This window comes from Streptomyces sp. NPDC005181, from assembly GCF_040608395.1.
Classification (GTDB): Bacteria; Actinomycetota; Actinomycetes; order Streptomycetales; family Streptomycetaceae; genus Streptomyces.
Genome location: NZ_JBEXID010000015.1, coordinates 87458 through 101785 on the forward strand (window position 1 = coordinate 87458; position 14328 = coordinate 101785).

The following is a 14328-nucleotide window of genomic DNA, read 5'->3' on the forward strand; positions in this document are numbered from 1 at the left end:
GCGACCCGCCCCGGACCCGTCTTGGGCCCCAGGACTCAGGCGGGGACCCAAGGTCGGCGACGAGGCCGATCCGGCGTCATTCGCTCGGGCGCTTCCCGTAGTAGGGCTTGACCGTCCTGGCCAGCTTCCGCTGGATCGACCGCAGCATCATGATGGTCGGCTCGTCACCGAGTCCCGTGGTCGTCCGCCATTCGACGCCGGTGCCGGCGAGGTCGCTGACGAACACGATCTCCACGGCCAGAAGGGTCCGCGCCCAGTCCACCGGTGCGAGCGGGGCATCGTCGGCGAGTGCACCCCGCAGCCTGCCGCACTGGTCGACCAGATCCTGCTCGTCCGCGAAGCCCATGCCGACGGCGAGCTGATCGCTGCAGTGGGCCGGGCCGCCCCATTCCAGGAGCGCCCGCCGCAGGAGTTCGGTCTCGGCCCCCGTGAACAGTTCGCTCGCCGCCACTTCGCCTGCCGGCATCAGTTCAGCCCTTCCCAGTACTCTTCGAGCTTCGCCGGGCCCCGCCGGAAGATGGTTCCGCCGTCCGGGCTCATTGGATCGTGGATCACGATGGTCGTGCCGTCCTTGCCGAGGAACGCCTTCCGGCCGCTGCCCAGGTCCTTGGTCCGCGACGGATTCTTGATCACGTCCTTGGCCAGATCGGCGAGATCGTCGGTCGACAGGCCGGGGAAGTCGCCCGCGTGCTTGCTGTCCGCGTGCCCCTTGGCGATGTCGTCGGCATCCTCGAGACGTTCCTCGTCGGTGCACCACGAGTTGTTGTGCACCACGACGGGGGCGCCGCCTGCCAGCACATAGTACGTGTGCTACGCGACCCCTCCCCACCTGCGTTTTAGCAGGTCAGCGGCAGTTTGGCGGTGCGTCGAGGTGCGTGGTTGTGCGCTGGCGTGCGCGGTTGTTGCCGTCGGCGCTGCCGTCAGAGGTATAGACCACTGGTCGGGCTACGGCAGGAGTGTCAGCGCGGGGACGTGGGCGGGCTTGACGACGCTGAAGTGCCGCCGGTCGAGGGTGGCCACCCGGTCCACGCCGAAGCGCTCGGCCACCGCGATCACCGAGGCGTCGACCCCGCCGAGCGGGAAGTCGGCATACTGAAGGACCAGCTCACCCATGCGCGTCAGGTCGGCGGGAGTGAGGTGCACCAGCTCGAATGTTCCCCGTGCGACCTCGGCGGGGAACGCCGCTTCGACCTGGGGCCAGCGCTCCAGCAGCCAGCAGACCTCGGTCATGACCGGGCTGGGCAGCAGACGGCGGCCGGTCAGCGACGTCAACAGGGAGGCGCACTCCGGGTGCCGCAGGTCGGCCGCGTTGAACGCCGCAGCCAGGGGTCCGGTGTCCAGGACCGTGGCGATCACGCCGAGTCGCCGAACCGCTCGCGCATCCGCTCGCGGATGTAGTTGTCGTGCCGTTCAGCCAGATCCTCTGGGCCATTCACGCTGCCGATCAGGGCCAGCAGCCCGGCCGGGACCGACTCCTCGGCCTCGTTCGCGTCGACTGCCGGCAGCGACTGGGCAACCTGGGACAGTTCCTCATCCTGGGTGACGAGCAGGCGCAGGCGTCGCACCTGGGTCGGGGTGAGCCGGTCCACCAGGTGGTGCATGTCCTCGTAGTCGTATGCAGCGGTCACGCCAGCAGTGTAGGACGGCCCCGCGGCCTCGGACAGCTGGATCGGCAGAGGTTCACCCCCGCTGGCGTGCGGGCAGTCGCCCGAGGATTGCCAGGAACTTGGTCGACGTCCCCGCGTGTGTCCTGTCTGGCACTTCCCCCAGCGGCCCGTTCGCCGGGAAGGGCGGTCCTCGGGCGTCGGGGCGGTGCTGGTGCCCCCGCCAGTGCGGCAGCGCGGAGGCCGGGTGGGGAGGGGTCCACCGCCGGTGGTATCGCTCCCCGCAGGAGGCGGTGCCGGCCACCGCCCCCGGTGAGCCTGCGCGACGCATATGAAGGGTCGGCCCCTGGTCGGCCCTGTGCCTGCGATCCGGCCGTAGGACGGTCGCAGGCGGATGATGCGTACGCGTCCGCTGAAGGTGGCGCTGCTGGGCTGTGGAGTGGTCGGCTCAGAGGTGGCGCGACGGAGGCCAGCGGATGGCTGAGCGGGATCATCGCCGGGTGCACACGCGCGGTGACGGACCGGCCGTCGGTGGCGCGCTCGCAGATGGCGAGGAGTTTGACGGTGCAGCCCATGCGGCGGGTCGGCGAGGTGCACCGCGAGGGCATCACCGAGGTCACCGCGGCCGATATCGCCTCGGGTCCCCGATCGTGCCGGCGGCGCAGACCCAGCAACCGGACGTCCGTACGCGGCCGGGAACCCCGTGACCACCGTCGGATCCGACGACGCAACTCCCCCAGATGTGACATGGTTTCGACGCTAACGAGCGTACGGTGCACCCGCCTTGGGCCCTCGGACCCCCATGAGCACCCACGTGCAGCTCCCACCGGGGCAGCGATTCCCTGACCGGCTGAGCCGGCTGCCCGGGCCCTCGTACCCACCTGAGCGCCCGGGGCCCAACGACCCGTTCCCCCGGACTTGGGCCCGGAGTTGGGGCCGAGGGCCCAGGTCACCCGGCCCGTCCGGCCGTACGCTCACGCCACACCCGAGGTTCAGCAGCGGGGCGGGCAGGCAGTGCGAGTCGGTGGCGGAGGGGAAGACCGTGAGAAGTGGCGGCGGCTGGAGAAGTGGAAGCGGAGGCCACATACCGCGGGGGCGTGGCGGGGGTGTGTTCTTTCCCCTGACGCGCAGTTGGGCCGTCGGCGCCCTCGTCTACGTCTTCGCCGGGATCCTGGTGACCCGTGGGCTCGTCGAGACGCTCGCCACCGACGAGCGGCTCCAGGACTTCACCTGGCGGCTGGCCCTGCTGCATGTGCCCAGCGTCATCACCACCCTTCTCACCACCCTGGCCGCCGCCCGCGTCCTGCCCGGTGAGCAGCGCGGGTCCCGTCTCCTGTATCTGCTCGCCACCGTGGGTGTCCCGGTCGTCGGGCTCGCGTACGGCCTCTTCGTCTCGTGGCATGTCGTCGGCGTCGAGGGCGTGTTGATGCCGGTGGTGGTGCTGGTCACCGGCTCGGCCGTGGGGCTGGCCGTCGACCGGCTGCTGGAGGACGGCGAGACGGAGTCCGCCGCGACCCCGAACTCGTACACCTGGCGCGACAGCGGTGCCACCGCCGTGGAGTACCTCGGGGTGATCGTCCTCGTCGTCACCTTGATCGGTGCGATGGCGATGGCGGGTGTCGGCGGGAAGATCGGCGACCGGATCCGGTGTGCGATCAGCTCGATGGGCGGCGGCAGTGCCGGATGCACGACGGGCGGCGGGGACCCGACCGCGAAGCCGAAGACCGATGCCGACTACGAGCCCAAGCTGTGCCAGGTCTCCAGCGTCTCCGACACCGTCGGCGACAAGGTGAAGATCGGCTGGTTCGAGTGGGGCAACGAGTACGGCTTCCAGCAGAAGGTCAGCCAGGCCAAGACGGATGTGAACGAGGACGGCAAGGTCGACGAGAACGACAAGCTGGTCTACATGACGTTCACGGACGCCGCGTCCGTGGGCGCCACTGCCAGTACTCCCGGCGTCAAGCTCGGCAAGCTCGGCAAGGCGGATGTCGACGTCGGCGGCGGCGTCAAGATCACCAACGGTGACACCTGGGTCTTCAAGAGCGAGGAGGACGCCAAGAAGATGCGGGACGACATCGAGGAAATGAAGATGTGGGAGACCTCGACCAAGTACAGCGGCGGCTACGGCGGCGGCTGGTACTCGGGCATGAAGTGGGCCGAGAAGAAGGAGGACGTCGAGAAGAAGATCGGCGACAAGAAGATCTCCTACTCGACCATCGGTCTCAACGTGTATGCCGACGGCGGGCTCTCCATCAGCGCGGCCGACGAGTCCGCGCTCGGTGCCAAGCTGGGCGGCAAGGCCAAGTTCTCTCCCGATGTGACCATCACCAAGGACGACGTGAACGGCAACGAGTCGTACACGTACACCGCCAAGCTCGAACTCGAGGGCAAGGTCGGCGGCACGGCGGGCCCGCTCACCGGCACGGCCGGCGCGAAGGACACCCGCACCGGGGCGATCACCGTCACCCGTGACCAGAAGACCGGCAAGATCGTCCGCATCGACATGACGAAGACGGTCGAGACGGGCTCGACGTCCGACAAGGGCGAGGCCAAGGGCGACAACGGCAAGAAGGACGGCGACAAGCGCGGCGGCAAGGGCAGCGTCACGGACTCGTCCGGCGACACCGGCATCGAGGTCCAGACGAACTCGATCGTCTTCGGCAAGGACACCGACAAGGCCACCGAGGACAAGCGGGCGATCGCCGAGAACTGGCTGGACGGCAGCGGCAACAACACCGCACCGTTCGAGTACATGTTCGGCGACAAGTCGCTGCAGCAGAAGCCCGACGGAACGGACCCCTTCGACCAGATGATGTTCCAGGACGGCCTGTCGAGCACCATGCAGTACCACGGTGAGTCGGACGCCCAGGAGTTCGGCTTCGAGGTCTCGCTCGGCATGAGTCTCGGCTTCTCCATCTCGGACGAGCACAAGAAGGAGACACTGACGGACGCGCAGTTCCTCGGAGCTCCGCAGGGCGACAAGCGCAGCTTCCTTCCGTACAGCTACTGCGCGAACTGAGCACCTCACAGCACCCGCAGTACCCGCACGACGAGAGGCGATGAACAGACCATGGCAGCGGCAACGGCAAGGGCGGCAGTGAACAGGTCCCGGACGCTCGGCGCGGCAGTTGCCGCCGCCATCGGTCTCACCCTTCTCACCGGCTGCGGCTCCTCGGACGCCGGCGCCGTCCCGGACGGCTGGGGCACGCTCGACACGAAGAGCCTGTCCGTCGGCTACCCGAAGGACAAGGGATACAAGGAGCAGTCCGCGGCCGACCGCAGCAAGAACAACGCGGCCGTCGCGCTCAAGACGGAGGGCGGGCTGCGCACCGGCATGGTCTCGGTCCAGCTCGACTTCGCCACGGGCGTCGACGACGCGGGTGAGGCGGCCGCCGCGGCGGGCGCGGGCATCGGCCTCGGTGCGACCCGCAAGGACACCTCCGACGTGCGGCTGGCGGGCGAGGAGAGCGCCCGTGACGCGCGGCGGATCGACTACGAGTTCACCTCGTCCGGAAAGGAGCAGACCCCGGCGAGCGGCACCCGGATGACGGGGGTCGTGGTGGCGGGGGTCGACTCGAAGGACGTACCGTTCGCCATCCGGATCAATGCGGTGAAGGGCTCGCTGAGCGCGAAGGATCTCGACGCGTTCGTCGGTTCGATCACCGTGAAGTAGCCCGTGGAGGACTGGCGTTCATGAATGTTCTGCCCGGCGGCACCGCGACCTTCCTGCTGCTGTTCGGCCTGTTCCTCGGTGCGTTCGCCGTGCGGTCGGCGCTGCGGCTGGGCCGGGTGCTGAGCCTGATCCGGCACGGGGTGCAGGTCGAGGGCCGGTGTGCGGAGCGCCGGGTCGTGGACCGGGGGGCGGACCGGGAGCGTGGTTACGCGACGGAGTACGTGTTCGCGTTCCGCACCCTCGACGGCCGCGACATGGAGTTCGTCGACCACGCGCCGGGCCCGTTCGGCTTCGAGGTCGGGGCGCCGATCCGGGTCACGTACGATCCGGCGGACCCGGAGAAGCGCGCCACGGTGGCCGGGCCGCGGGCCTGGGGTCCGGTGCTGATGCCCGCGGTGTTCACGGCCGGCCTGACGGTGTTTTCACTGGGCCTGCTGTACGGATTCGTGGCGATGCGGGGCTGGGTCTGAGGGCTGCGGGGGCCGTACGGGTCCGATGGCCCGCGCGTCGGCCTCCGGGTACAGGCCCGGCGGCCGCTACCGGCTGGCAAGACCCCAAAGGGCCCGCGCCTGCCCGCTCCGTCGCCGCGCTGCTGATCGACTCCGCCGTCGGCCCCGCGGAACAGGAGCGGACTCCCGGCACGGAGAACCGGTAACCGGCCGAAGAACGGCTCCTGGGCCGTCTAACCGATCGCGTCGAGCCTGGGCACGATGCGTGCGACGACCTGTTCGGTGAAGCTGACCGGGTGCCGGTCCGGCAGCACCTGGACGGCGGTGATGCCGAGTTCCGCGTACGCCTCGACGTCGGCGAGGAACGCATCGGTCTCGTCCAGGACCGGCCTGCTGAACATCAGGGTCTTCTCGATGGCGTCGTAGTCGCGGCCCGCCGCCTCGCAGTGCTCCCGCAGTACGTCGAGCTTGTGGGCCACCTCGTCCACATCGGTAGCGAACAGGTTGCACGCGTCCCCGTACCGGGCGACCAGCCGCAGCGTCTTCTTCTCGCCCCCGCCGCCGATCATGATCGGCGGCCGCTCGCCGATCGGCTCCGGCACGCACAGCGTCTCGGCCAGCCGGTAGTGCCGCCCCTCGTACGGGCCGTTCTCCTCGCTCCACATCTGCAGACAGATCTGAAGCATCTCCTCCAGCCGTTCGAACCGCTCCGCGACCGGAACGACCGGCACGCCGAGCCCGCGCTGCTCCCGCTCGTACCAGGAGGCGCCGATACCGAGCACGGCCCGGCCGCCGGACAGCACGTCGAGGCTGGTGACGATCTTCGCCAGCAGGCCCGGGTAGCGGTACATCACGCCCGTCACCATCACGCCGAGCGTCATCCGCTGGGTCAGCGCCGCCACGTATCCGAGGGCCGTGTATCCCTCCAGCATCGGCTCGTCGGCCGTGCTCTGCGGGGTCTCCATCTGGAAGTAGTGATCCATCACGGTGAACGCCGAGACCCCGCCCTGGTCGGCGATCCGCGCCGACTCGGCGAGCGTGGGCGCGATGAGCGCGGGGTCGGCGGGTTGCGAGTAGTTCCAGTAGTGCAGGCCGAGCTTCACGTCCACTCCTCCGTACCGGAACATCTTCGACGACCCTGTGCAGTCCCTCGTCACGTTACGTGTGTCCGGGCAGTCAGGCATGGACGGTACGCCCGGCCGGGTGCCGAGACGCAAGGTGCTCGCCGACGGCGGCCACAGGTGCACCGGCCCGTTCGGGCTCGCCGAGGCGACCCGGCGTCCCCTCGGAACTCCCCTGCGGGCTTCGGCATGCTCGCCTGCATGCGGTAACCCGGCGCGCGCAGCGCACCTCCTCCCGCAAAGCTGTTGGGCGTACGCACTCCCACCGTCCCCACGGCGAAGACAAAGAAGGTCTCCCTGTGCGTTTGTACCGAATGGCACTGTGGGTCACGGTCCCTGTGGCGGTCTCTCTCATGGCGGCAGCGGCCGGGGGGACGAGGGCCGGAACCGTCAGTGGGGCGATGCCGAAAAGCCCTTCCTCGGTGCAGCAGACCGGAACCGTTGCGGAGCCGGTCGTTGACTCCGCACGCCCATTCCCCGTCCTCGGAGCGACGCCCGTGACCTTCCCCCGTGCAGCGCATCGGCCCGTCATCGTGTCGCGTGGGCAGTGGCGGGCCGACGAGACCCAGCGCGACCCTCATGCCCACTACGCGGGAGGGGTGACGGCGATCTTCATCCACCACACCGACACCCCCAACGACTACGACTGTGCGGACGTCCCGCGCACCCTGCGCAACCTGTACACGGGCCAGACCCGTGACCGGGATTGGGGAGACCTCGGCTACAACTTCCTCGTCGACCGATGCGGCACCATCTACGAAGGTCGCGCCGGCGGTGTCGACCGCCCTGTCGTCGGCTCCCACACCCTGGGATTCAACCGGGACACTGCGGGGATCGCGGCGATCGGCACCTTCGAACGAGGTACGCCTGTGCCGGCACCCATGGAGCATGCGATCGCGGCTCTCGCCGCCTGGAAACTCGGCCTGCGCGGTGTCGACCCCCGCAGCAAGGTGCGACTCACGTCCACCAATGACGGAAGCCGCTACCCCAAGGGCACTTCGGCAGAATTCGCCGCCATCTCCGGCCATCGCGACGGCAACACCACCGACTGCCCCGGAGACGCACTGTTCGCCCGGCTCCCCGCGATCCGGGACATCGCCGCCGATCTCCAGGGCAGGTCCGCAGGAGCGCCCTCCAGCGTCGGCGTCCCCGTGACCTTGCAGAGCCTCCACGAGGGCAGTGATTGACGGCGGGCATTCCTTCGGCCTGCGGACGCCGACGGCGCGAACCATCACCCGTTCAGGGTCACCCGGCAGTGCGAATGGGTCCCTCCGCATGCGTGGACTCCGATGAGCCGCGGTTTCCCGGAGGAGCGGAAGAGGCTTGCTCGCTCGTACCAACGCGCTGCGCGGTCGGTACTCACGGACATCGCGTCTCTCCAGGACGCCTCCCGGCGAGCCTTCGTCAGCTACTCGTCCCTCGTGTCCGGCGAGCAGAACGGCGTGATCAACCGGCTGGCCATCGTGTCGACGATCTTCCTGCCGCTGACGTTCCTGACCGGCTTCTTCGGCGTGAACTTCACCTACATGACCAACGAGCTGGAGAGCACGGCCGTCTTCTGGCTGCTCGCTGTGGGGTTGCAGATGATCGTCCTGTTCATCGCCCTCTACGTGCTGCACCGCACCCGCCTGTGGCGGAAGCTGCGCGACGACGGTCCCGTTGAGCTGTGAGCCTGCGCACGGTCGGCGTCGCCGCTTCCTCCTCCGGCCCTCCCCGGCGGCCGTCGCCCCTGCGGGAGGTCAGGCCGCAGTCGTGATGTTGTGCTGCTGTTCGAAGGAGCTCATCGTGCGCGTGAAGTCACGGGTGGACAACAGCAGCTTGTAGATGATTGCCAGCTCGAAGGCCAGCAGCAGCGCCCCGCTGACGACTGTGGCAGCAATGACCTGGTCCAGGAGCGGGCCGATGATGAACACGCTCATCTGAAACTCGATGCCACTGATCAGATGGGTGCGGATGCGGTGGCGCAGCATGAACGAGCGGAACCGCAGGTAGGCCGGGAAGCGGTGACGGAACTCCTGATGCAGGTCGATCACTTGCCCTCGGGAGGCGGCGAATGCCACCGGGCCGCGGGGTGTCTCCTCCTGCGTCGGGAGGCTGGTTGCATCGTGCTCGATGTCGGCTTCGGGGTTGTCCCGAAGCAGGTCCTCCATGAAGGCGAGCTCTGTCTGGTCCTCGGCTCGGCGGGCTGACCGGATGCGCGCCTTGATCTGCTTGCGCATCGTGTGCCGGGTCTTGAAGATCTCCAGCGAGTTGATGTACCGCAGACCGTCCAGGAAGACGACGACGGCAGCGAGCCAGATGTAGGCGATCTCACCGGTGCGGTGGAACTGGCCGGCCATAAGGGCGACGGCACAGGCCATGACCCGTATCCGGTCGAAGATGTAGTCCAGCCAGGCGCCGAACACAGAGCCCTGACCGGTGAGACGGGCCACCTTGCCGTCCATGCAGTCAAGGATGAAGCTCAGGTGGTAGATCAGCGCGCCGGCGGTCAACCAGTACCAGTCGCCCTTGGCGAAGCACGCGGCGGCGGCCAGCCCCAGGACCAAGGCGCCCCAGGTGATCTGGTTGGGAGTAATGCCGGTGCGCCGGGCAACGAACCGCACCAGAGGTGTGGCTACGGGGTCGACAAGGAGCACGGTCCACCACGCATCGCGCTTCTTTTGCGTGATGCGACGCACCTCGACGAGGGGCGGTATGTCTCGGCGCATGGAACAACTTTCTGGAGTTCTACTGGCGTTCACCTGAATTTAAGAAAGGGGATATGCAGATGCAAGGCTCCACTCACGCAACCTTTACCCGCCGGTAGGAGTCATGGAGCCCTTTCCGGCCCGCCCCCACTCGTACACAAACGCGACCTTCGACGCCGCCGCACTGCGATCCGGATAAACACGTACGACCGCAGCCCGGCGAAGCCTCCGTCATCTGGGCAGCCGGACCCAGGACCTGGTGCCCGCGTGCGGCGGCAGCGCGTCACAGACGCCCCACTCCCCACCCCAGTCGTCCACGACGGAATCCAGCAGCCACAGAGCGCTCCGGCGTCGCTCCTCACAGAGGGTGACGGCAGCCGGGTCGGAGTGGCGAGGGTGCTGGTCCCAGACGGCCAACCGAAGCGAGTTGTCGCGGTGCCGGGCGGAGACGTACAGGTCCTGGCCCGGGGTCATCATGCCGGCGACCCCGACGAGTTCGCCCAGCACGAGCGCCGCCGGCCAGGTGTACGGAGTGAGCCCGTACGCGCTCAACGAGGCCGTGACGGCATTGCGCCCGATCGCCGAGCTGCGTGGGTCGCCGACAAGAGTGAGACTCAGCGCGAGGCCACGATCGGCGGTGCGGCGCCTGGGTTGCAGATATGCATACGGGTCGGGTGCGGGTTCCTCGGTGACCACCGGACAGAGCGCGGCGGGCGGAGATTTCGGCATAGCTGACTCCCCTGGTGAGGGTGGCGAGTTGGCGGTCTCTCTCTTTCGCGTCGAGGCGCACAAGTGGCTCTTGCGCTGAGGAATGAGCGGTGGCTTGCCTCCCTGGCGCGGTACCGCCCCTCCCAGGGCAGGAGGGTGCGGGCAGGACCGCACGATGCACTTCCGGCTCGCCGCAGCGTGAGCAGTGCGTCACCGACTGTAGAGCATTCGGGAGTACGTGTACTACGTTTCGGTTGAATCCCGCGGGCCGCCAGTGGACCTTCAAGCAGCTCGAGAGGCAGACTGGTGCCATTTCCGGGCTGTACGGGAGGGGCACATGCCACCGAGAAGCGCGCCCACCGAGCGCCAACGACGCCTCGGGGCAGAGCTGCGGAAGATGCGAACCGCCGCAGGCATCACCACGGAAGCAGCTGCCGCACTGCTCGGCGTACCGCGCACGAACATCCCGAACATGGAATCAGGACGGTCCGGCATCAGCGCCGAACGGGTCCGCACACTGGCCGACACCTACGGTTGCGTGAACAGCACACTGGTCGAAGCCTTGGTCGCGATGACGTCACGGCGTAGAACTCAATGGTGGGACAAATACCGGGAGTTGCTCCCGTCCGGGTTCCTCGATGTAGCCGAGATGGAATGGTACGCCCGGCGCTTGCGGATCGCGCTGACTGTCCACATGCCCGGCCTGCTCCATACGGAGGACCACGCCCGTGCCCTCTTCGAGCACGTCATCCCCCGACTCAGCACCGCCGATATGGACGTACGCATGGCACTGCGACTCGACCGCCGCCAGGTGCTGGACAAGAACGACCCGCCGTCGATCGACCTGATCATGTACGAGGCCGCTCTGCGCACACAGTTCGGCGGTCCGAAGGTGGCCAAGCATCAACTGCACCACATCCTGGAGATGTCCGAACGTTACGACGTGACGGTACGGGCCATCCCCTTCAGCGCTGGAGGGTTCCCAGGCGCCGGGCAGTCGGTGATATACGCCGAGAGCCCTGTCCCCGAACTCGACACCGTGGAGCTTGACAGCACCCATGGCCCAGAGTTCTACGACTCTGAGAAGCAGCTCCGCAAGTATCGAGCCCAGCTTGACGCGATGCAGGCCGTGGCATTGGACCCCGACACATCCCGCGACTTCATCCTGGACATCGCCAACGATCTTTAGGGGAGACGATCATGCCGGACATCACCTGGGAGTCCCCGTACTGCGGTGAGGCAGCCAACTGCTACCGCCTGGGAACCGATACGCAGGGCAACAGCTACATCGCCGTTGTCGGCGCAGAGGATCGTTACCTCACCGACAGCCGCGAAGCGCTCCAGCAAATGATCCGCGACATCAAGGCCGGCAAGGCCGACCACCTGCTGTAACGCCTGCGCGCGAGCTATGCCGCCGGCATACTCACGGTCCAGCAGACACGCGTCGGCGAACACATCACGCAACGCCGGTGACCTTGTACCGGTCGCAGCTCAGCAGCCGCCCTGGCCCCTTACGACTCGGTGTCGCCGCGTCGAGCGCATCGCGGCACACTGAAAACGGGCGTCGATCCGGCGCCGAGTGCTCCTCAGGACGGGGGTCACCACCTCACCTGCGGGATCATCGAAGACTCGGGGCGGTCACCCGCTGTGAGGATGAGTGACCGCCTCGACGGCCGACGGAGGTGCCTGGGCCGTGAGGGGCGACGCACTCATGATCATCGATGGTTCCGGTGTGATCACGGAGTGGAGTCACGAGGCCGCCTCCTTGCTGGGCCTCCCCGCGTCCGAGGTGCTGGGTCTTCCGGCGACAGGACTCTTCACGGTCGGCAAGGGCAACCATGGCGGGGAAGAGCTGCAGCTGAGCAGCCGGGAGGGCCGCACGGCAACGTGCGAGCTGTGGGTGCGACCGGTGCTGCGAGACGGCGCCGTGGCCTGGGAAATCGGGCGGCAGCCGATGGAACCCACGGGCGGGGCCCATGCGGACGGCATCAGCGAGAGTCTGATCGAGGCCCTGTTCACCGAGTCACCCATCGGCTTGCACATCGTCGACCGCGAACTCCGGATCGTGCGCGTCAATACGGCCACACGTGCCTTGCACGGAGTGCCGTCCGAGAGCCTGCTGGGTCGGCCACTCATGGAGGTGTACGCCCTCTCGGACCCTGCGATCGAGGAATCCGTGGCTCGTCGTGTCCTGGAGGAAGGCGTGCCGGTGCTCGACCGCTTGGTGCGCGTTCGCTTTGCTGCCGATCACGGCGGGGAACGAGTGTTCTCCGTATCCACCTACCGGCTGCAGGACACCCGAGGTGCAGTCCTCGGGCTCGCGATCTCCACAGTCGAGGTCACCGGCCGGGAGCGGGCGCACGCGCACACCGCCGTCCTCGCCCGTGTGCGCGAATCCGTCGGCCGGACCCTCGACGTGGTCGCCACCTGCCAGGAGGCAGCGGATGTCCTGGTGCCTGAGTACGCCGACATCCTCGTGGTCGAGGTAGTGGATGAAGTCGTACGGGGTGAGGACCCCCCGATCGGTCCGCTCAGCCGGGATGTGCCCCTACGGCGTGCTGCCTTCCGCAGCTGTGTCGCGGAGCCCGTGCATCCGGTCGGCGATGTACGCACCGCGCCCTACGGGACCCCGTTCGGGCAAGCTCTGTCCGACCTGCGTCCCCGGCTCGTGGAACTGACTGCCGACAGTGCCTGGCTGGCGGCGGATCCGGCACGTGCCGAGGCCATTCGCGCGTCGGGAGCGCATTCGCTCATCACGGCGCCGCTGACGCTCCGTGGCACAGTGCTGGGGCTGATGAGCCTGTACCGCTGCGGACAGACCGAGATCTACGGCGAGGGCGACGTCGACCTCGCCCTCGAACTGGCCGCCCACACCGCGCTGTGCATCGACAATGCCCGCCGCTTCACCCGCGAGCGGACCATCGCCGCCACGACCCAGCGCCGGCTCCTGCCCCAGAGCCCCGGTCCGCGGACAGCCGTCGACACTGCGTGGCTCCGCCTCCCCGCGGACCTGGGTGCGAGCTGGTTCGACACCATCACCCTGCCCGGCGCCCGCACAGCGCTGGTCACCGGCAACGCGACCGGGCAAGGAATCTCTGCCGCCACCACCATGGGGCAGCTGCGCACCGCAATCCACGCGCTGGCCGCACTCGACCTGGAGCCGGACGAGCTCCTCGCCAGACTGCACGACACCACCGGCCGACTGGCCGAGGAACGTGCGGCGCTCCCACCCGCCGATCCGCTGCGCAACGAGACACTGACCGCAAGTTGCCTCTACGGGGTCTACGACCCCATCACCCGAATCTGCACCATCGCCCGTGCGGGGCACCCCGCACCGATCGTCGTCCTCCCGGACGGCACGACGCACATCTGCGACGTCCCGGCAAGCCCTCTGCTGGGCTGCGCCGAGGACCTGCCCAGGGCCTCCGCGAGCCTCGAACTCGCCGAGGGAAGCACCCTCGCCTTCTACACCGCAGCCCTGCTCCCGGAGGGAGAAGCGGAGACGGATCCCGGCCTGCTCCGGAGCGTCCTGAGCCGGTCCGACCGCTCCCTGCAGTCCCTGTGCGACGACGTCGTCTACGCACTGGGAAACGATCCCCCACGAGGCGACGCCGCGCTTCTCCTGGCCCGTACCTCCGGCATCGCCCCCGACCACGTGGCCACCTGGCGACTCACCCCCGACGCGACAGCCCCGGGCGAAGCCCGGGCCCTTGCCCGGTGCCGCCTCACCGACTGGCAACTGAACGAGGAAGCCGTGTTCACCGCAGAGCTGATCGTCAGTGAGCTGGTCACGAACGCCGTGCACTACGGAGCCCCGCCCGTGCAACTGCGCCTCATCCTGGAGCGCACACTCACCTGCGAAGTGACGGACGCCGGCAGCTCCGCACCCCATCTGCGGCACGCGCCGGTCGCGGACGAAGGAGGTCGCGGGCTGTTCATCGTCTCCCAACTCGCCCACCAGTGGGGCACCCGCTACAGCCAGAACGGCAAGACCATCTGGGCCGAACAGACCGTCCTCGGCCGTGAGTGAGGGCAAGGACAGCATGGCGCCGGGTGACTCGGCGGGCCCGACCGTCCGTGGGAAAG

At 68.3% G+C, this 14328-nt stretch carries 15 protein-coding genes and 1 pseudogene; 8 read left to right on the forward strand and 8 right to left on the reverse strand.

The window, feature by feature from the left end; translation table 11 throughout:
- Positions 1–76 precede the first annotated feature (76 nt).
- The 5 genes and pseudogenes from ABZV38_RS13245 to ABZV38_RS13265 form a co-directional block, all read right to left on the reverse strand.
- On the reverse strand, positions 77–466 hold the full coding sequence (locus tag ABZV38_RS13245) for a hypothetical protein (protein ID WP_356326899.1): 390 nt from the start codon (positions 464–466) through the stop codon (positions 77–79).
- Positions 466–798, reverse strand: a complete 333-nt coding sequence (locus tag ABZV38_RS13250) for a hypothetical protein (RefSeq protein ID WP_356326900.1) — start codon at positions 796–798, stop codon at positions 466–468. The genes ABZV38_RS13245 and ABZV38_RS13250 overlap by 1 nt, the downstream gene beginning before the upstream one ends.
- A 147-nt stretch (positions 799–945) precedes the next feature.
- Positions 946–1356, reverse strand: coding sequence for a PIN domain-containing protein (locus ABZV38_RS13255; RefSeq protein ID WP_356326901.1), 411 nt, complete (start codon positions 1354–1356; stop codon positions 946–948).
- Positions 1353–1628, reverse strand: coding sequence for a hypothetical protein (locus ABZV38_RS13260; RefSeq protein ID WP_356326902.1), 276 nt, complete (start codon positions 1626–1628; stop codon positions 1353–1355). The genes ABZV38_RS13255 and ABZV38_RS13260 overlap by 4 nt, the downstream gene beginning before the upstream one ends.
- A gap of 437 nt (positions 1629–2065) precedes the next feature.
- Positions 2066–2195, reverse strand: a pseudogene (locus ABZV38_RS13265) (homoserine dehydrogenase); the annotation flags it as partial.
- 517 nt (positions 2196–2712) lie between these two features.
- On the opposite strand from ABZV38_RS13265, the gene ABZV38_RS13270 reads away from it, so the two are divergent.
- The 3 genes from ABZV38_RS13270 to ABZV38_RS13280 are packed head-to-tail and all read left to right on the forward strand — an operon-like array spanning position 2713 to position 5747.
- The gene (locus tag ABZV38_RS13270) at positions 2713–4623 is read left to right on the forward strand and encodes a hypothetical protein (protein WP_356326903.1); all 1911 of its coding nucleotides are present in this window, start codon (positions 2713–2715) and stop codon (positions 4621–4623) included.
- Positions 4624–4674: 51 nt separating this feature from the next.
- Complete coding sequence (locus tag ABZV38_RS13275; RefSeq protein ID WP_356326904.1) at positions 4675–5277, forward strand: hypothetical protein; 603 nt, start codon at positions 4675–4677, stop codon at positions 5275–5277.
- A gap of 20 nt (positions 5278–5297) precedes the next feature.
- A complete protein-coding gene (locus tag ABZV38_RS13280) occupies positions 5298–5747 on the forward strand; it encodes a DUF3592 domain-containing protein (protein ID WP_356326905.1) in 450 nt (149 codons plus the stop codon).
- A 212-nt stretch (positions 5748–5959) separates the two neighbouring features.
- Here the strand turns inward: ABZV38_RS13280 and ABZV38_RS13285 are convergent, their stop codons facing one another.
- Complete coding sequence (locus ABZV38_RS13285; protein WP_356326906.1) at positions 5960–6829, reverse strand: LLM class F420-dependent oxidoreductase; 870 nt, start codon at positions 6827–6829, stop codon at positions 5960–5962.
- Positions 6830–7344: 515 nt separating this feature from the next.
- On the opposite strand from ABZV38_RS13285, the gene ABZV38_RS13290 reads away from it, so the two are divergent.
- Positions 7345–8034 carry a peptidoglycan recognition protein gene (locus ABZV38_RS13290; protein ID WP_356326907.1) on the forward strand — a complete coding sequence of 230 codons (690 nt, stop codon included), beginning with the start codon at positions 7345–7347 and terminating at the stop codon, positions 8032–8034.
- A gap of 102 nt (positions 8035–8136) precedes the next feature.
- Positions 8137–8517 (forward strand): CorA family divalent cation transporter, encoded by a 381-nt coding sequence (locus tag ABZV38_RS13295; RefSeq protein ID WP_356326908.1) that lies wholly within the window; start codon positions 8137–8139, stop codon positions 8515–8517.
- A gap of 69 nt (positions 8518–8586) precedes the next feature.
- On the opposite strand, the gene ABZV38_RS13300 is transcribed toward ABZV38_RS13295, so the two are convergent.
- Positions 8587–9555: a CDP-alcohol phosphatidyltransferase family protein gene (locus tag ABZV38_RS13300; protein WP_356326909.1), complete on the reverse strand. Its 969-nt coding sequence runs from the start codon at positions 9553–9555 to the stop codon at positions 8587–8589.
- Positions 9556–9765: 210 nt separating this feature from the next.
- Positions 9766–10263 (reverse strand): ATP-binding protein, encoded by a 498-nt coding sequence (locus ABZV38_RS13305; RefSeq protein WP_356326910.1) that lies wholly within the window; start codon positions 10261–10263, stop codon positions 9766–9768.
- Positions 10264–10579: 316 nt separating this feature from the next.
- Between ABZV38_RS13305 and ABZV38_RS13310 the strand changes: the two genes are divergently transcribed.
- The 3 genes from ABZV38_RS13310 (at position 10580) to ABZV38_RS13320 (ending at position 14272) form a co-directional block, all read left to right on the forward strand.
- Complete coding sequence (locus tag ABZV38_RS13310; protein ID WP_356326911.1) at positions 10580–11431, forward strand: helix-turn-helix transcriptional regulator; 852 nt, start codon at positions 10580–10582, stop codon at positions 11429–11431.
- Between the two features lie 11 nt (positions 11432–11442).
- Positions 11443–11634, forward strand: a complete 192-nt coding sequence (locus ABZV38_RS13315) for a hypothetical protein (protein ID WP_356326912.1) — start codon at positions 11443–11445, stop codon at positions 11632–11634.
- A 301-nt stretch (positions 11635–11935) separates the two neighbouring features.
- Positions 11936–14272 carry a SpoIIE family protein phosphatase gene (locus tag ABZV38_RS13320; RefSeq protein WP_356326914.1) on the forward strand — a complete coding sequence of 779 codons (2337 nt, stop codon included), beginning with the start codon at positions 11936–11938 and terminating at the stop codon, positions 14270–14272.
- Positions 14273–14328: the final 56 nt, after the last annotated feature.